General features: G+C 69.3%; 17 protein-coding genes. 15 read left to right on the plus strand and 2 right to left on the minus strand.

Annotated features, from left to right (window positions below):
• Positions 1–27: 27 nt before the first annotated feature.
• From J7E87_RS19300 to J7E87_RS19355, 12 genes are all read left to right on the plus strand, one after another.
• Positions 28–573: a hypothetical protein gene (locus J7E87_RS19300; protein WP_215095609.1), complete on the plus strand. Its 546-nt coding sequence runs from the start codon at positions 28–30 to the stop codon at positions 571–573.
• Positions 574–769: 196 nt separating this feature from the next.
• Positions 770–1,684 carry a pyridoxal 5'-phosphate synthase lyase subunit PdxS gene (gene pdxS, locus J7E87_RS19305; protein WP_215095611.1) on the plus strand — a complete coding sequence of 305 codons (915 nt, stop codon included), beginning with the start codon at positions 770–772 and terminating at the stop codon, positions 1,682–1,684.
• Positions 1,684–2,283 (plus strand): pyridoxal 5'-phosphate synthase glutaminase subunit PdxT, encoded by a 600-nt coding sequence (gene pdxT, locus J7E87_RS19310; RefSeq protein ID WP_215095613.1) that lies wholly within the window; start codon positions 1,684–1,686, stop codon positions 2,281–2,283. The genes pdxS and pdxT overlap by 1 nt, the downstream gene beginning before the upstream one ends.
• Before the next feature lie 63 nt (positions 2,284–2,346).
• Complete coding sequence (locus tag J7E87_RS19315) at positions 2,347–3,099, plus strand: YebC/PmpR family DNA-binding transcriptional regulator (protein WP_215095615.1); 753 nt, start codon at positions 2,347–2,349, stop codon at positions 3,097–3,099.
• A gap of 225 nt (positions 3,100–3,324) precedes the next feature.
• Complete coding sequence (gene ruvC / locus J7E87_RS19320; protein ID WP_215095617.1) at positions 3,325–3,855, plus strand: crossover junction endodeoxyribonuclease RuvC; 531 nt, start codon at positions 3,325–3,327, stop codon at positions 3,853–3,855.
• Positions 3,852–4,469, plus strand: a complete 618-nt coding sequence (gene ruvA / locus J7E87_RS19325) for a Holliday junction branch migration protein RuvA (RefSeq protein ID WP_215095619.1) — start codon at positions 3,852–3,854, stop codon at positions 4,467–4,469. Before ruvC ends, ruvA begins: the two co-directional genes overlap by 4 nt.
• Positions 4,470–4,545: 76 nt before the next feature.
• Positions 4,546–5,625, plus strand: coding sequence for a Holliday junction branch migration DNA helicase RuvB (gene ruvB, locus J7E87_RS19330; protein WP_215095621.1), 1,080 nt, complete (start codon positions 4,546–4,548; stop codon positions 5,623–5,625).
• 166 nt (positions 5,626–5,791) lie between these two features.
• Complete coding sequence (gene yajC, locus J7E87_RS19335; protein WP_215095623.1) at positions 5,792–6,361, plus strand: preprotein translocase subunit YajC; 570 nt, start codon at positions 5,792–5,794, stop codon at positions 6,359–6,361.
• A 146-nt stretch (positions 6,362–6,507) separates the two neighbouring features.
• Positions 6,508–8,253 carry a protein translocase subunit SecD gene (gene secD / locus J7E87_RS19340; protein ID WP_215095625.1) on the plus strand — a complete coding sequence of 582 codons (1,746 nt, stop codon included), beginning with the start codon at positions 6,508–6,510 and terminating at the stop codon, positions 8,251–8,253.
• A 1-nt stretch (position 8,254) separates the two neighbouring features.
• Positions 8,255–9,349, plus strand: coding sequence for a protein translocase subunit SecF (gene secF / locus J7E87_RS19345; RefSeq protein WP_215095627.1), 1,095 nt, complete (start codon positions 8,255–8,257; stop codon positions 9,347–9,349).
• Positions 9,346–9,888: an adenine phosphoribosyltransferase gene (locus J7E87_RS19350; RefSeq protein ID WP_215095630.1), complete on the plus strand. Its 543-nt coding sequence runs from the start codon at positions 9,346–9,348 to the stop codon at positions 9,886–9,888. Before secF ends, J7E87_RS19350 begins: the two co-directional genes overlap by 4 nt.
• Positions 9,889–10,176: 288 nt before the next feature.
• Entirely contained in the window at positions 10,177–12,747 is a 2,571-nt protein-coding gene (locus J7E87_RS19355) for a bifunctional (p)ppGpp synthetase/guanosine-3',5'-bis(diphosphate) 3'-pyrophosphohydrolase (RefSeq protein ID WP_215095632.1), read from the plus strand.
• Between the two features lie 141 nt (positions 12,748–12,888).
• On the opposite strand, the gene J7E87_RS19360 is transcribed toward J7E87_RS19355, so the two are convergent.
• The gene (locus J7E87_RS19360) at positions 12,889–14,118 is read right to left on the minus strand and encodes a DUF349 domain-containing protein (RefSeq protein WP_215095634.1); all 1,230 of its coding nucleotides are present in this window, start codon (positions 14,116–14,118) and stop codon (positions 12,889–12,891) included.
• 175 nt (positions 14,119–14,293) lie between these two features.
• Entirely contained in the window at positions 14,294–15,088 is a 795-nt protein-coding gene (locus tag J7E87_RS19365) for a peptidylprolyl isomerase (protein WP_215095636.1), read from the minus strand.
• 175 nt (positions 15,089–15,263) lie between these two features.
• Between J7E87_RS19365 and J7E87_RS19370 the strand changes: the two genes are divergently transcribed.
• From J7E87_RS19370 to J7E87_RS19380, 3 genes are all read left to right on the plus strand, one after another.
• Positions 15,264–15,971: an MBL fold metallo-hydrolase gene (locus J7E87_RS19370; protein ID WP_215095638.1), complete on the plus strand. Its 708-nt coding sequence runs from the start codon at positions 15,264–15,266 to the stop codon at positions 15,969–15,971.
• A 12-nt stretch (positions 15,972–15,983) separates the two neighbouring features.
• Positions 15,984–17,246 carry a histidine--tRNA ligase gene (gene hisS / locus J7E87_RS19375; RefSeq protein WP_215095640.1) on the plus strand — a complete coding sequence of 421 codons (1,263 nt, stop codon included), beginning with the start codon at positions 15,984–15,986 and terminating at the stop codon, positions 17,244–17,246.
• A gap of 283 nt (positions 17,247–17,529) precedes the next feature.
• Positions 17,530–17,787: vitamin K epoxide reductase family protein (locus J7E87_RS19380; RefSeq protein WP_285427350.1), on the plus strand; the 258-nt coding region annotated here is incomplete at its 3' end.

Genomic DNA, 17,787 nt, shown 5'->3' on the forward strand with positions numbered 1-17,787 from the left:
GACACCGACGGCGTAGCCTTGCCGCCCGTGACCGTAACCCTCATCTGGATCGTCGTCGCCCTCGTCGCGATCGGCCTGTATCTGAGCTGGACCGCCGGCCGGCTCGACCGGCTGCACTCCCGTATCGACGCCTCCCGCGCAGCGCTCGACGCCCAACTCCTGCGCCGCGCCTCGGTCACCCAGGAACTCGCCACCTCCGGCGTGCTCGATCCGGCCGCGTCGATCGTGCTGTACGAGGCCGCGCACGCCGCCCGCCAGGCGGAGGAAGAACAGCGTGAGGTCGCCGAGAGCGAGCTCAGCGCGGCGCTGCGGGCCGTCTTCGGGGAGGTGGCGCAGGTCGAGGCCGTTCGCGAGGTGCCGGGCGGCGAGGACGCGGCGGAAGAGCTCGCGCAGGCCGTGCGCCGGGTCCCGATGGCGCGCCGGTTCCACAACGACTCGGTACGCGCGGCGCGCGCCCTGCGCCGCCACCGCAAGGTCCGCTGGTTCCGCCTGGCCGGGCACGCGCCCTTCCCGCTGGCCTTCGAGATGGACGACGAGCCGCCCACCGCCCTCGCCGACCGCCCCGGCACCTGACCGCCGGGCTCCGTCGCGCCTGCCCATCGGCACTGAGCCCTCGACGGCGCCTGCCCATCGGTACTGAGCCCTCGCGCCGACCTTCGGCACCGTGCAGAACGATCCACCGGCTGTTCATTGGCCCTTGCTGTGGACTGGTCCATGGATGTTCCATGCGGGAACGCACTACAACGTCGTCATCGAGTGAGGTCCCTCCGTGTCCAGCACCCTCCCCACCACCCCGCAGGCTCCCGAGACCGGCACCGCCCGCGTCAAGCGCGGCATGGCCGAGCAGCTCAAGGGCGGTGTGATCATGGATGTGGTCAACGCCGAGCAGGCGAAGATCGCCGAGGACGCGGGCGCCGTGGCCGTCATGGCCCTGGAGCGGGTCCCCGCCGACATCCGCAAGGACGGCGGCGTTGCCCGGATGTCCGACCCGACCATGATCGAAGAGATCATCGAGGCCGTCTCCATCCCGGTCATGGCCAAGTCCCGTATCGGTCACTTCGTCGAGGCCCAGGTCCTCCAGTCGCTGGGCGTCGACTACATCGACGAGTCCGAGGTGCTGACCCCGGCCGACGAGGTCAACCACAGCGACAAGTGGGCTTTCACGACTCCCTTCGTATGCGGTGCCACCAACCTCGGTGAGGCGCTGCGCCGTATCGTCGAGGGCGCGGCCATGATCCGCTCCAAGGGCGAGGCCGGCACCGGCAACGTCGTCGAGGCTGTCCGTCACCTGCGCCAGATCAAGAACGAGATCGCCAGGCTCCGCGGCTTCGACAACAACGAGCTGTACGCCGCCGCCAAGGAGCTGCGCGCTCCGTACGAGCTCGTCAAGGAGGTCGCCGAGCTCGGCAAGCTGCCGGTCGTGCTGTTCTCCGCCGGTGGTGTGGCCACCCCGGCCGACGCCGCTCTGATGCGCCAGCTCGGCGCCGAGGGTGTCTTCGTCGGCTCCGGCATCTTCAAGTCGGGCGACCCGGCCAAGCGCGCCGCGGCCATCGTGAAGGCCACCACCTTCTACGACGACCCCAAGATCATCGCGGACGCCTCCCGCAACCTCGGCGAGGCCATGGTCGGCATCAACTGCGACACCCTCCCCGAGGCCGAGCGCTACGCGAACCGGGGCTGGTAATGACCACTCCCGGCACCCCTGTCATCGGGGTTCTCGCCCTGCAGGGCGATGTACGGGAACACCTGATCGCCCTGGCCTCGGCTGACGCCGTGGCCAGGCCGGTCCGGCGCCCCGAGGAGCTCGCCGAGGTCGACGGCCTCGTCATCCCCGGCGGCGAGTCCACCACCATGTCCAAGCTCGCGGTGCTGTTCGGCATGATGGAGCCGCTGCGCGAGCGGATCGCGGCGGGCCTGCCCGTCTACGGAACCTGCGCGGGCCTGATCATGCTCGCCGACAAGATCCTCGACCCGCGTTCGGGCCAGGAGACGCTCGGCGGCATCGACATGATCGTCCGCCGCAACGCCTTCGGCCGGCAGAACGAGTCCTTCGAGGCGGCCGTCGAGGTCGCCGGCGTGACCGATGGGCCCGTCGACGGCGTCTTCATCCGCGCCCCCTGGGTGGAGTCGGTGGGCGCCGAGGTCGAGGTGCTCGCCGAGCACGAAGGACACATCGTCGCCGTAAGGCAGGGCCATGCCCTCGCCACCTCCTTCCATCCGGAACTCACCGGTGACCACCGGGTGCACGGCCTCTTCGTGGACATGGTGCGCTCCGCCCGGTGAGGTGATCCCGGTAGGATCTCTGCCGAACGCAGCAGCAGTGGGTTACGCGAAGGAGACAGGCAGATGTCCGGCCACTCTAAATGGGCTACGACGAAGCACAAGAAGGCCGTGATCGATGCCAAACGCGGCAAGCTCTTCGCGAAGCTGATCAAGAACGTCGAGGTCGCCGCCCGCACCGGCGGAGCCGACCCCGAGGGCAACCCGACGCTCGTCGACGCCATCCAGAAGGCGAAGAAGAGTTCTGTCCCCAACAAGAACATCGACTCCGCGGTCAAGCGCGGCGCCGGTCTCGAGGCGGGCGGCGTCGACTACCAGACGATCATGTACGAGGGTTACGGCCCGAACGGCGTCGCGGTGCTCATCGAGTGCCTCACCGACAACCGCAACCGCGCGGCCTCCGACGTACGCGTCGCGATGACCCGCAACGGCGGCTCGATGGCCGACCCGGGCTCCGTCTCGTACCTCTTCAACCGCAAGGGCGTCGTGATCGTCCCCAAGGGCGAGCTGACCGAGGACGACGTCCTCGGCGCGGTCCTTGACGCCGGTGCCGAAGAGGTGAACGACCTGGGTGAGTCGTACGAGGTCGTCAGCGAGGCCACCGACATGGTCGCGGTCCGCACCGCGCTCCAGCAGGCGGGCATCGACTACGACTCGGCCGAGGCCAACTTCCTTCCCACGATGCAGGTCGAGCTCGACGAAGAGGGCGCGCGGAAGATCTTCAAGCTGATCGACGCGCTGGAGGACAGCGACGACGTGCAGAACGTCTTCGCCAACTTCGACGTGTCGGACGAGGTCATGGAGAAGGTCGACGCCTGAACAGGCAGGCCCCTTTCTGCGGCTGAACCTCCCCTGGCCCTTGCGGGCTGGTTGGTATCCCCGGCCGCTCTCGCGAAGTTGGTTGCTCGCCGCGGGGGTTGCTCGACCGATGGTTGTGCACGACAGCGGTCCACGGGCCGACGGGACATAGGCCCGTCGGCCCGTCGCTTTGTCAGTGGCAGCCGATAGCCTGCACAAACAGGCGATCTAAGGAGGGGGCGCACGATGCGGGTACTGGGCGTGGACCCAGGACTGACCCGGTGCGGCGTCGGCGTGGTCGAGGGCCTCGCCGGCCGCCCCCTCACGATGCTCGGCGTCGGCGTGGTGCGCACACCGGCCGACGCCGATCTCGGCACCAGGCTGGTCGCCATCGAGCAGGGCATCGAGCAGTGGCTCGACGAGTACCGGCCCGAATTCGTCGCCGTGGAGCGGGTGTTCAGCCAGCACAATGTGCGTACGGTCATGGGCACCGCACAGGCCAGCGCGGTCGCCATGCTCTGCGCCGCCCGCCGAGGCATCCCCGTCGCACTGCACACCCCCAGCGAAGTCAAGGCCGCCGTCACCGGCAGCGGCCGGGCCGACAAGGCGCAGGTCGGGGCGATGGTGACCCGGCTGCTGCGGCTCGACGCCCCGCCCAAGCCGGCCGACGCGGCGGACGCCCTCGCCCTCGCCATCTGTCACATCTGGCGCGCCCCCGCGCAAAACCGCCTCCAGCAAGCCGTCGCACTGCACGCATCGAAAGGCCGTACCGCATGATCGCCTTTGTGAGCGGCCCGGTAGCCGCCCTCGCCCCCACCACCGCGGTCATCGAGGTCGGCGGCGTCGGCATGGCCGTCCAGTGCACGCCGAACACCCTCTCCGAGCTCCGCGTCGGCAAGGAGGCCAAGCTCGCCACGTCCCTCGTCGTGCGGGAGGACTCGCTCACGCTCTACGGCTTCGCGGACGACGACGAGCGCCGGGTCTTCGAGCTGCTGCAGACCGCGAGCGGGGTCGGGCCCCGGCTGGCCCAGGCAATGCTCGCCGTGCACACCCCCGACGCCCTGCGCGTCGCTGTCGCGACCGGCGACGAGAAGGCGTTGACCGCGGTCCCCGGCATCGGCAAGAAGGGCGCGCAGAAGCTGCTGCTCGAGCTGAAGGACCGGCTCGGCGAACCGGTCGGCGCGCACATCGGCAGGCAGGGCATCGGCTCCGCGGTCTCCGCCTCCTGGCGCGACCAGCTGCATGCCGCGCTGATCGGCCTCGGCTACGCCACCCGCGAGGCCGACGAGGCGGTCGCCGCGGTCGCTCCGCAGGCCGAGGCCGCCGAGAGCACACCGCATGTGGGGCAGCTCCTCAAGGCCGCCCTCCAGAGCCTGAACCGCACCCGCTGAACCGCACCCTCTGACCCCCTCTGACCCCGCTTATGCTCCGACCGCTCCGACCGCCGAACTCGCGAGGCAATCGACTGTGAACTGGGACGACACCGCACCGCCGACCGACGACATCGACGCCGAGCGGCTCGTCGGCGGGTCTGCCGACGGCGAGGACCAGGCGGTCGAGTCGGCGCTGCGGCCGAAGTCGCTGGACGAGTTCGTCGGCCAGGAGCGGGTCCGCGAGCAGCTGGACCTCGTCCTCAAAGCGGCCCTCGCGCGTGGTGGCACCGCCGACCACGTCCTGCTCTCCGGCGCTCCCGGTCTCGGCAAGACCACACTCTCCCTGATCATCGCGGCGGAGATGAACGCCCCGATCCGCATCACCTCCGGCCCCGCCATCCAGCACGCCGGCGACCTGGCCGCGATCCTGTCCTCCCTCCAGGAGGGCGAGGTGCTCTTCCTCGACGAGATCCACCGGATGTCCCGGCCCGCCGAGGAGATGCTCTACATGGCCATGGAGGACTTCCGGGTCGATGTGATCGTCGGCAAGGGCCCGGGGGCCACCGCCATCCCGCTCGAACTTCCCCCCTTCACCCTGGTCGGCGCCACCACCCGGGCCGGGCTGCTGCCGCCCCCGCTGCGCGACCGCTTCGGCTTCACCGCGCACATGGAGTTCTACGACCCCGCCGAGCTGGAGCGCGTCATCCACCGCTCAGCCCAGCTCCTCGATGTCGACATAGATGCCGACGGCGCCGCCGAGATCGCGGGCCGCTCCCGCGGCACGCCCCGTATCGCCAACCGTCTGCTGCGCCGCGTCCGCGACTACGCCCAGGTCAAGCTGGACGGCCTGATCACCCGCGAGGTGGCCGCCGCGGCCCTCAAGGTGTACGAGGTCGACGCCCGCGGGCTCGACCGTCTCGACCGTGCCGTGCTCCAGGCGCTGCTCGGGCTTTTCGGTGGCGGACCGGTGGGTCTGTCCACCCTCGCGGTGGCCGTCGGGGAGGAGCGCGAGACGGTCGAGGAGGTCGCCGAGCCGTTCCTGGTACGGGAGGGGCTGCTGGCCAGGACCCCGCGCGGCCGGGTCGCCACCCCTGCCGCCTGGGCCCACCTGGGACTCGTACCTCCGCAGCAGGCCCCCGGCGCAAGCGGACAACGGGGCCTGTTCGGGGCGTGACGGCGCGGAGTCTCGCGGGGCCAGGAACCACGGTGGGATGCTGGGCGTTGTTCCAATGATGCGGACTCGCTTAGACTCCGCCGATGCCGCCCTTACAGGTCGGCGTATCCACCCCCGTAGATAAGGCCGCCTCGTCAGTGCGGTCGTGCGAAGGAAGTTCCGTCCCGTGAGTCTCGTGACCCTCCTCCCCTTCATTGTGCTCATCGGGGCCATGTTCCTGATGACCCGGTCGGCCAAGAAGAAGCAGCAGCAGGCTGCCCAGATGCGTGACCAGATGCAGCCGGGCGCCGGCGTCCGGACGATCGGGGGCATGTACGCCACCGTCAAGGAGCTTCACGACGACACCGTCCTCCTTGAGGTGGCCCCCGGCGTCCACGCCGTATTCGCCAAGAACTCCATCGGTGCGGTCCTCAGTGACGAGGAGTACAACCGCATCGTGCACGGCGACGGCCACCACAAGGTCGACGGTCCCGTCGTGCCGGACGACGCTTCCTCGCTGACCGGGACCGGCGACTCCGACTCCTCGGACGACGCCAAGATCGACCTCGGCAAGAAGCCCGAGGCTCCCGCGGCCGACGCCGCCGAGCCGAAGGACGCCGTGCAGCCCAAGGACGCCGCCGAGCCGAAGGACGCTGCGGAGCCCAAGGACGACGCCGAGCCGAAGGACGCTGCGGAGCCCAAGGACGACGCGGAGCCCAAGGACGGCAAGGCCGACGGCGAGACCGACGCGAAGTAGCCATGCGAGGGGACCGCAGGGGCACCCACCGGTGTCCGGCGGTCCCTCGGTCGTGTTGATTTCTGCGGGGACAGGTCCCCACAACACTTCGTGGCCGCCCTGGCGCACACCCGGCGCGGGACGGTTGGACAGGGAGAATCGAGAAGGTGGCAGCACCGAATAGGGGCCGAAGGCCCGCGGGGGCTCAGAGCAGGCCGGGGCGCGCCCTGGTACTGATTCTGATCGCCATGGTCGCGCTCACGGGCGGGATGTTCTTTGCGGGTCAGCTCACGCCGCGTCTGGGCATCGACCTGGCGGGCGGTACGACCATCACGCTCCAGGCGAAGAATCAGCCCGGCCAAGAGAACGCCATCAACGAGACCAACATGAACACCGCGGTCGGCATCATCGAGCGCCGTGTCAATGGTCTTGGCGTCTCCGAGGCCGAGGTCCAGACTCAGGGCGAGCGCAACATCATCGTCAACATTCCCAAGGGGACGAATTCCAAGCAGGCCCGGGAACAGGTCGGCACCACTGCTCAGCTCTTCTTCCGGCCGGTGCTGACCGTTGCACCCGGCGGCCCCACCTCCCCGCAGCCCGCCCCGAGCCCCTCGGCATCGGACAAGGCCAAGGACGGCAAGCCGGCGGCCAACCCGCCGTCCGGTTCCCCTTCACCGACTGCGACCACGCAGGGCCGCGCGGTGACCGGCGCTCTGAAGGCGCCGACGCCCACGCCGGCCGCCTCCGACCCGGGCAAGCCGAAGCCCTCCGGGACCCCGAAGCCGCCCCCCTCGGGCGGTACGGCGGCCACCGACAAGCTGCAGAAGGCGTTCCTGGCCCTCGACTGCACGAACAAGAAGGCCCGCGTCGCGGCCGGTGAGAACGTCAAGCCCAGCGAGCCCGCCATCGGCTGCGGCCAGAACTCGGCCGGCGAGTGGGAGAAGTACGTCCTCGGTCCGGCCGAGGTCGACGGCAAGGACGTCGCCGACGCCAAGGGCCAGCTGGACCAGCAGCGTGGCATGTGGATCGTCACGATGGACTTCACCAACAGCGGTGCGAAGAAGTTCCAGAAGATCACCGGCAGGCTCTCGCAGCAGCAGGCTCCGATGAACCAGTTCGCCATCGTCCTCGACGGCGAAGTGGTCTCCGCGCCCTCGGTGCGCACAGCGCTGAGCGCCAACGCCGAGATCTCCGGAAACTTCACCCAGGAGTCCGCGCAGGACCTGGGCAACATCCTGTCGTACGGCGCGCTCCCGCTCTCTTTCGAGGAGCAGAGCGTCACCACCGTCACCGCCGCGCTCGGCGGCGAGCAGCTCAAGGCGGGTCTGATCGCCGGTGCGATCGGCCTCGCGCTGGTCATCATCTACCTGGTGGCGTACTACCGCGGCCTGGCCCTGATCGCGATCCTCAGCCTCATGGTCTCCGCGGTCCTGACGTACACGATCATGGCGCTGCTCGGCCCGGCCATCGGCTTCGCGCTGAACCTGCCGGCGGTCTGCGGTGCGATCGTCGCGATCGGTATCACGGCCGACTCGTTCATCGTGTACTTCGAACGCATCCGGGACGAGATCCGCGAGGGCCGTACGCTGCGGCCCGCAGTCGAGCGCGCCTGGCCGCGCGCCCGGCGCACCATCATGGTCTCCGACTTCGTGTCGTTCCTGGCCGCCGCGGTGCTGTTCGTCGTCACCGTCGGCAAGGTCCAGGGCTTCGCGTTCACCCTGGGTCTGACCACCGTGCTCGACGTGGTCGTGGTGTTCCTCTTCACCAAGCCGGTGATGACGCTCCTCGCCCGCAGGAAGTTCTTCGCGGACGGTCACCCGTGGTCCGGACTGGACCCGAAGCGGCTCGGCGCCAAGCCCCCGCTGCGCCGCTCCCGCCGCGCCTCCGCCCCCACCGACCCGAAGGAGGCGTGAGATGTCGCGACTCGGCACTCTCGGCGCCCGTCTCTACCGCGGCGAGGTCGGCTACGACTTCGTCGCCAAGCGGAAGATCTGGTACGGGATCTCGATCCTGATCACCATCACGGCCATTGTCGGCCTGGCGGTCAGGGGCCTGAACATGGGCATCGAGTTCAAGGGCGGCGCCGTCTTCACCACCCCGAGCACGAGCGTCTCCGTGTCCCAGGCCCAGTCGTTCGCCCAGGAGGCGTCCGGCCACGAGGCGATCGTCCAGAAGCTCGGCAACGGCGGGCTGCGGATCCAGGTCAGCGAGCTCGACCAGGCCCAGGCGAACAATGTCAACGAGACTCTCTCCGACAACCTGAAGATCCCGGCGGAGAAGATCAACGCCGAGATCGTCGGCCCCAGCTGGGGTGAGCAGATCGCCAACAAGGCCTGGACCGGCCTCGGGATCTTCATGATCCTTGTGGTGCTCTATCTCGCGGTCGCCTTCGAATGGCGGATGGCGATCGCGGCCCTCATCGCGCTGATCCACGACCTCACCATCACCGTCGGTGTGTACGCGCTGGTCGGCTTCGAGGTCACACCCGGCACCGTGATCGGTCTGCTGACCATCCTTGGTTACTCCCTCTACGACACCGTCGTCGTCTTCGACGGTCTCAAGGAGGGCTCGAAGGACATCACCAAGCAGACCCGCTACACATACAGCGAGATCGCCAACCGCAGCCTGAACGGCACACTGGTGCGTTCCATCAACACCACCATTGTCGCGCTGCTGCCGGTGGCGGGGCTGCTCTTCATCGGTGGCGGTGTCCTCGGCGCGGGCATGCTCAACGACATCTCGCTGTCACTGTTCGTCGGCCTGGCGGCCGGCGCGTACTCCTCGATCTTCATCGCCACGCCGCTCGTCGCCGACCTCAAGGAACGCGAGCCGCAGATGAAGGCCCTGAAGAAGCGGGTGCTCGCCAAGCGCGCGGCGGCCGCCGCCAAGGGCGAGTCGCCGGACGACTCGGACGAGCCGCAGGACGTGGGGCCGGGCGACGCCGCTACGGCCGGCGTCGTGGGCCCGCGTGGCCGCGGCCACGGCCGTGCCTCGGGCAGGCGCCGATGACGGTCGGCACGCAGGAGCTGCTGCTCAGCCGCATCCGGGACGTCGCCGACTACCCGAAGCCGGGGGTGATGTTCAAGGACATCACGCCCCTGCTCGCGGACCCGGAGGCCTTCGCGGCTCTCACCGGCATGCTCGCCGCCCTGTGCGAGCGCCACGAGGCCACGAAGATCGTCGGTCTGGAGGCGCGCGGCTTCATCCTGGGCGCACCGGTCGCTGTCCGTGCCGGGCTCGGCTTCATTCCCGTACGCAAGGCGGGCAAGCTCCCCGGAGCGACGCTTTCGCAGGCGTATGAGCTGGAGTACGGCCAGGCCGAGATCGAGGTGCACGCCGAGGATCTGCGGGCGGGCGACCGCGTCATGGTCATCGACGATGTCCTTGCCACCGGAGGCACCGCCGGCGCGTCGCTGGAGCTGATCCGGCGAGCCGGAGCCGATGTCGCGGGCGTCGCGGTCCTGATGGAGCTCGGCTTCCTCGGCGGCCGGGCGCGTCTGGAGCCGGCGCTGCGCGGGGCCCCGCTGGAGGCTCTGATCACGCTCTGACGCGACGCGTCGTCGTACCGATGGGCGCCCCGGGAATCTTCCCGGGGCGCCCATTCGTTGTCCGGTACTACGACCGCACAGCGTGTTCTCTCCTGCTACGACCGCACGGCGCCCCGCGGGGCCGCGATCCCAGGTCGGCACGCGGATGATGAGACGGCGCCCGCACAGGCGTGTGTGTCCTACGCGTCATGCCCGGACCCACCGCCTCATGAGCACCGGGACCCCGAGGTCGATACCATGGCTTCTCCGGACCTGACCTGGGGACCCGGAACTGCACGAGGAGTGCTCTTGCCAGACAAGGCCCACCCCGCCGCCGCGCAGCCCGACCAGCAGGCCGAAATGGCCGCGGCAGCCCCTGTCACGCCCGAGAGCAAGCCGGCCGAGAACCCGAAGCCGGCAGCGCCCGAGCGGAGCGAGACGCGCGTCCCTGCGGCCGAAGCCCCCCAGCTACCGCTGGAAGGTGCCTCCGGGAAGAGGGCGAACGGTGCGGCCCCCGCCTCTACTCCCGCTCCCACCCCGACGCCCGCCCCCCGGCCCAATCCCACTCCCGCGGCCGTCCCCCGGACCGGCGGCTCGTCGAACCGGGTGCGCGCCCGCCTCGCCCGCCTCGGTGTGCAGCGCTCCTCGCCGTACAACCCCGTCCTGGAGCCACTGCTGCGGATAGTGCGCAGCAATGACCCCAAGATCGAGACCTCCACGCTCCGCCAGATCGAGCGCGCCTACCAGGTGGCCGAGCGCTGGCACCGCGGCCAGAAGCGCAAGAGCGGCGACCCGTACATCACGCACCCGCTCGCCGTCACCACCATCCTCGCCGAGCTCGGCATGGACCCGGCGACGTTGATGGCCGGGCTGCTGCACGACACCGTCGAGGACACCGAGTACGGTCTGGACACCCTGCGCCGCGACTTCGGCGACCAGGTGGCCCTCCTGGTCGACGGCGTCACCAAGCTGGACAAGGTCAAGTTCGGCGAGGCCGCGCAGGCCGAGACCGTACGCAAGATGGTCGTCGCCATGGCCAAGGACCCGCGTGTCCTGGTCATCAAGCTCGCCGACCGGCTGCACAACATGCGCACCATGCGCTACCTCAAGCGGGAGAAGCAGGAGAAGAAGGCCCGCGAGACCCTTGAGATCTACGCCCCGCTGGCCCACCGGCTCGGCATGAACACCATCAAGTGGGAGCTGGAGGACCTCGCCTTCGCGATCCTCTACCCCAAGATGTACGACGAGATCGTGCGGCTCGTCGCCGAGCGGGCACCCAAGCGCGACGAGTATCTGGCCATAGTGACCGACGAGGTCCAGTCCGATCTGCGCTCCGCCCGTATCAAGGCCACCGTCACCGGGCGGCCCAAGCACTACTACAGCGTCTACCAGAAGATGATCGTCCGAGGCCGTGACTTCGCGGAGATCTACGACCTGGTGGGCATCCGCGTACTCGTCGACACCGTCCGCGACTGCTACGCGGCGCTCGGCACCGTCCATGCGCGATGGAATCCGGTCCCCGGCCGGTTCAAGGACTACATCGCGATGCCCAAGTTCAACATGTACCAGTCGCTGCACACCACGGTGATCGGTCCCAACGGCAAGCCCGTCGAGCTGCAGATCCGCACCTTCGACATGCACCGGCGTGCCGAGTACGGCATCGCCGCCCACTGGAAGTACAAGCAGGAGCCCTCCGCCGGTGCCTCCAAGGTGCGTACGGACGTGCCGAAACGGGCCGGCAAGGACGATGCCGTCAATGACATGGCGTGGCTGCGCCAGCTGCTGGACTGGCAGAAGGAGACCGAGGACCCCAGCGAGTTCCTGGAGTCCCTGCGCTTCGACCTCTCCCGCAACGAGGTCTTCGTCTTCACGCCGAAGGGCGACGTCATAGCGCTTCCGGCCGGGGCTACGCCGGTCGACTTCGCGTACGCCGTCCATACGGAAGTCGGCCACCGGACCATAGGAGCGCGGGTCAACGGGCGGCTCGTACCGCTCGAATCGACCCTCGACAACGGCGACCTGGTGGAGGTTTTCACCTCCAAGGCCGAAGGCGCGGGCCCCTCGCGCGACTGGCTCGGCTTCGTCAAGTCGCCCCGGGCGCGCAACAAGATCCGCGCCTGGTTCTCCAAGGAGCGCCGCGACGAGGCGATCGAGCACGGCAAGGACGCCATCGCCCGGGCGATGCGCAAGCAGAACCTGCCGATCCAGCGCATCCTCACCGGCGACTCGCTCGTCACACTCGCGCACGAGATGCGCTACCCCGACATCTCGTCCCTGTACGCGGCGATCGGCGAGGGCCATGTCGCCGCGCAGGGCGTCGTCCAGAAGCTGGTGCAGGCCCTCGGCGGCGAGGAGGCGGCCAACGAGGACATCGCCGAGAGCGCACCGCCCGCGCGCGGCCGCAAGCGGCGTGCCAACGCCGACCCCGGCGTGGTCGTCAAGGGCGTCGACGACGTCTGGGTCAAGCTCGCCCGCTGTTGTACGCCCGTCCCCGGCGACCCCATCATCGGCTTTGTCACACGCGGCAGCGGCGTATCGGTTCACCGCGCGGACTGCGTGAACGTCGACTCGCTCTCGCAGCAGCCTGAGCGCATGCTCGACGTCGAGTGGGCGCCGACCCAGTCCTCGGTCTTCCTGGTCGCCATCCAGGTCGAGGCGCTCGACCGGTCCAGGCTCCTCTCGGACGTCACGCGCGTACTGTCCGACCAGCACGTCAACATCCTCTCGGCGGCCGTCCAGACCTCCCGCGACCGGGTGGCCACCTCGCGCTTCACCTTCGAGATGGGCGACCCGAAGCACCTCGGGCACGTACTGAAGGCCGTGCGGGGCGTGGAGGGCGTCTACGACGTGTACCGGGTCACCTCGGCCCGCAGGCCGTAGCAGCGCATACGAAAGGCGGCCCAGGTACTCGCGTACCTGGGCCGCCTTTTCGCGACAGCTGCATCAGCCAGCAATGAGCAACCCGTACGGAGAGCAACCCCCTCCGCGAGAGCGGCGCCGGCTCAAGGCGCAGAGGCAGCGTCAGCCGCCGAACTCCTCAAGGCCCTTCAGCGCCTGATCGAGCAGCGCCTGCCGCCCCTCGAGCTCCTTGGCGAGCTTGTCGGCCTTGGCGTTGTTGCCCGCCGCGCGCGCCGTGTCGATCTGCCCGCGCAGTTTGTCGACGGCCGCCTGCAGCTGGCCCGTCAGACCCTCGGCACGCGCACGAGCCTCCGGGTTCGTCCGGCGCCACTCGTTCTCCTCGGACTCCTGCAGCGCCCGCTCCACCGCGTGCATCCGGCCCTCGACCTTGGGACGGGCGTCCCGCGGCACATGGCCGATGGCCTCCCAGCGCTCATTGATCGAACGGAAGGCCGCACGCGCCGCCTTCAGATCCGTCACCGGCACCAGCTTCTCTGCCTCGGCGACGAGCTCCTCCTTGAGCTTGAGGTTCTCGCCCTGCTCCGCGTCGCGCTCCGCGAAGACGCCGCTGCGCGCGGCGAAGAAGACGTCCTGCGCACCGCGGAAACGGTTCCACAGATCGTCCTCGGCCTCGCGCTGGGCACGGCCCGCGGCCTTCCACTCCGTCATCAGATCGCGATACCGGGCGGCCGTCGTGCCCCACTCGGTGGAGCCGGAGAGCGACTCGGCCTCGGCGACCAGCTTCTCCTTGGCCTTACGGGCCTCCTCGCGCTGCGCGTCCAGCGAGGCGAAGTGCGCCTTGCGACGCTTGGAGAACGCCGAGCGGGCGTGCGAGAAGCGGTGCCACAGCTCGTCGTCGGACTTCCGGTCGAGCCGGGGAAGACCCTTCCAGGTGTCCACCAGGGCCCGCAGCCGCTCACCGGCCGCGCGCCACTGCTCGCTCTGCGCCAGCTCCTCGGCCTCGGTGACCAGGGCCTCCTTGGCGTGCCGCGCCTCGTCGCTCTGCTTCGCCTTCTGGACCTTGCGCTCCTCGCGGCGCTTCTCGACCGTCGCGACCAGCGCGTCGAGGCGCTTGCCCAGCGCGCCGAGGTCACCCACGGCGTGATGCTCGTCCACCTGCTGGCGCAGATGGTCAATGGCGGTCTGGGCGTCCTTGGCCGAAAGATCGGTGGTCTTCACCCGCCGCTCGAGGAGGCCGATCTCGACCACCAAGCCCTCGTACTTGCGCTCGAAATAGGCCAGGGCCTCCTCGGGAGAACCGGCCTGCCACGATCCGACGACCTTCTCGCCATCGGCTGTACGCACGTACACGGTGCCCGTCTCATCGACACGGCCCCACGGGTCGCTGCTCACAGCGCCTCCTCCACCTGATGCCTGCGAGGGGGTTCGCCCCCCGGGCATCGTCCACAGTTTCCTGGACGGGCCTCGCCCGCCTTCCGCAGCGCGAATCGAGGTCCGCGCTGCACAACGCCAATCTAGGCGACCGGCCGCCCGGCTGTCCGCACTCAGCACGGCCGAATTCCCCCGCTCACACCTTCGGTACGACCGCCTTCTCAATGGTGACGGCCTTCGTCGGAGCCCCGTCCTGGGCCCCGCCCGAGACGCCGCCCTTCGCCACGTCCTCGACGACCTTCAGGCCCGCCGCGTCCATGGTTCCGAACGGCGTGTAGCCGGGCGGCAGCTTGGTGTCCTTGTAGACGAGGAAGAACTGGCTGCCGCCGGAGTGCGGCTGACCGGTATTGGCCATCGCCACGGTCCCGGCCGGATACGTCACCTTGCCGTCGGCGCCCGCCTTGCCCAGGCCGGTCAGATTCTCGTCGGGGATCGTGTAGCCCGGGCCGCCGGTGCCATCGCCCTTCGGATCGCCGCACTGCAGCACGAAGATGCCCTGCGTCGTCAGCCGGTGGCACTTCGTGCCGTTGAAGAAGCCCTTGTCCGCAAGAGACTTGAAGGAGTTCACGGTGTGCGGCGTCTTCGCCGCGTCCATCGCGATCTTGATGTCGCCGTGATTCGTCGTGAGCGCCATGGAGTACTTCGCCCGCTTGTCGATCGACATGGCGGGCTCGGGCGCGGCGCTCTCGCTCTGGGACGGCTTGGCGCTGGGGGACTGGCTGTCGCCGGCCGACGAACCGTCGGCCTTGGTGTCCCCGTCGGACAGCCCGACCGAGGCGTAGGCCGCGGCGCCCGCCGCGAGCATCACCGCGAGCGCGGCCGCGATCACCGTGTTCCGCTGTTTCCTCTTGCGTGACTGCTGCCGACGCTGCTGCTGGCGCTCGAACTTTTCCCTGGCGAGCTGCCGCCGCCGCTGATCGCTGCTGACCACCGGGTCTTCTCCTTGTACGTCCGAGTCCTGTACGCCGGCGTCGCATGATGCCGACCGGCCGAGTGTGCCCCGTACGGTATACGGGTTGGCTGTGGGACGAGCAGCGCCGGTAGGCTCTGATCTGCTGCAATTCGACACAGCAATTCCCTCTCGACGACCAACACAGAGGACGATCGTGCTTATTGCCGGGTTCCCCGCCGGGGCCTGGGGGACCAACTGTTACCTGGTCGCCCCCGCCGCCGGCGAGGAGTGCGTGATCATCGACCCGGGCCACCAGGCCACCGAAGGCGTCGAGGAAGCGCTCAAGAAGCATCGGCTCAAGCCCGTCGCCGTCGTCCTCACCCATGGCCACATCGACCACGTCGCCTCAGTCGTCCCGGTGTGCGGAGCTCATGACGTACCGGCGTGGATCCACCCCGCTGACCGGTACATGATGAGCGACCCGGAGAAGGCGCTGGGCCGGTCGATCGGAATGCCGCTGATGGGCGAGCTGACCGTGGGAGAGCCGGACGACGTCAAAGAACTGGCCGACGGCGCGGAGCTGCGCCTCGCCGGTCTCGACTTCTCGGTCGCGCATGCGCCCGGCCATACGAAGGGGTCGGTGTCCTTCCGGATGCCCGAGTCCGCGGACGTTCCGTCCGTGTTCTTCTCGGGCGACCTGCTGTTCGCCGGCTCCATCGGACGCACGGACCTGCCCGGCGGCGACATGGACGAGATGCTCGAGTCGCTGGCGCGTGTGTGCCTGCCGCTCGACGACTCGACCGTGGTGCTGTCCGGCCACGGCCCCCAGACGACCATCGGCCGCGAGCGCGCCACCAATCCGTACCTGCGGGATGTGGCCGCCGGCCTCGGGAGCGTCGAAGCTCCCCGACGAGGAATGTGACGAGAGTTTCCCGTGAGCACCTTTCAGGCCCCCAAGGGCACGTACGACCTGATCCCGCCGGACTCGGCGAAGTACCTGGCGGTGCGCGACGCCATCGCCGCCCCGCTGAAGAACTCCGGCTACGGCTATATCGAGACGCCCGGCTTCGAGAACGTCGAGCTTTTCTCGCGCGGCGTCGGCGAGTCCACCGACATCGTCTCCAAGGAGATGTACGCCTTCGAGACCAAGGGCGGCGACAAGCTCGCGCTGCGCCCCGAAGGCACCGCGTCCGTGCTCCGCGCGGCGCTGGAGGCCAACCTCCACAAGGCCGGCAATCTGCCGGTCAAGCTCTGGTACTCGGGGTCGTACTACCGCTACGAGCGCCCGCAGAAGGGCCGCTACAGGCACTTCTCGCAGGTCGGCGCCGAGGCGATCGGCGCGGAGGATCCCGCCCTCGACGCCGAGCTGATCATCCTGGCCGACCAGGCATACCGCTCGCTCGGGCTGCGCCAGTTCCGCATCCTGCTGAACTCGCTGGGCGACAAGGAGTGCCGCCCCGTCTACCGGGACGCGCTGCAGAGCTTTCTGCGCGGTCTCGAACTGGACGAGGACACCCGGCGCCGGATCGAGATCAACCCGCTGCGGATCCTCGACGACAAGCGTCAGGAGGTCCAGAAGCAGCTGGTGGGCGCGCCGATGCTGCGCGACTACCTGTGCGACGCGTGCAAGGCGTACCACGAGGAAGTGCGTGAGCTGCTGACCGCGGCGGGCGTCGAGTACGAGGACGACGAGAAGCTGGTGCGCGGCCTCGACTACTACACCCGCACGACCTTCGAGTTCGTCCACGACGGTCTCGGCTCGCAGTCCGCGGTGGGCGGCGGCGGCCGCTACGACGGCCTGTCCGAGATGATCGGCGGCCCGGCGCTGCCGTCGGTCGGCTGGGCGCTCGGCGTGGACCGCACGGTCCTGGCGCTCGAGGCGGAGGGCATCGAGCTCGAACTCCCCGCCACGACAAGCGTGTTCGCCGTTCCGCTGGGCGAAGAGGCGAGGCGTGTGCTGTTCGGTGTGGTCACCGAGCTGCGCCGGGCGGGGGTCGCCGCAGACTTCAGCTACGGCGGGAAGGGCCTCAAGGGCGCGATGAAGAGCGCGAACCGGTCGGGGGCGCGGTACACGATCGTGGCCGGTGAGCGTGACCTCGCGGAGGGTGTGATCCAGCTCAAGGACATGGAGTCGGGCGAGCAGTCGCCGGTGGCGCTGGCGGATGCGGTGACCGCGATCCGCGAACGCCTGGCCTGACGGCCTGTCCCGGGGGCGCTGCCCCCGGGACAGGGCGTCAGCCGGCGCCGCTGCCCCTCCGTCTCCCGTACGTAGCGTCAACTCGGCGGGCGCGGATTCGTCCTGCCGGGCAATGCCGATCCGGGACCGCCCAAGGCGGTTTCCGGTCGCGGGATCCCGCTCCCGGGCTGAGTCCCGCGGGACGGCCGTCCGTACATCCTTATGTCCATCGAACGGTGGACACCGGTGTGGGTGCGGCAGAATGACCGTGCCAGAGCAGGCTACTGAGCGATGGAACGGCGATATGACGACTGCAGCAGTGGACGACGTGTCCTCCGCGCGTGACAACGGCTCCAAGGGCACGATCGGTGGCAGCCGCGCTCTGGCGTGGCTTCTGGTGATCACGGGTGCGGCGGGTCTGCTGGCTTCGTGGGTGATCACGATCGACAAGTTCAAGCTGCTCGAGGACCCGTCCTTCACGCCGGGGTGCAGTCTGAATCCGGTGGTGTCGTGCGGGAACATCATGAAGAGCGAGCAGGCGTCGGCGTTCGGGTTCCCGGAA

It is taken from the genome of Streptomyces sp. ISL-1, assembly GCF_018614585.1.
Lineage (GTDB): Bacteria > Actinomycetota > Actinomycetes > Streptomycetales > Streptomycetaceae > Streptomyces > Streptomyces maoxianensis.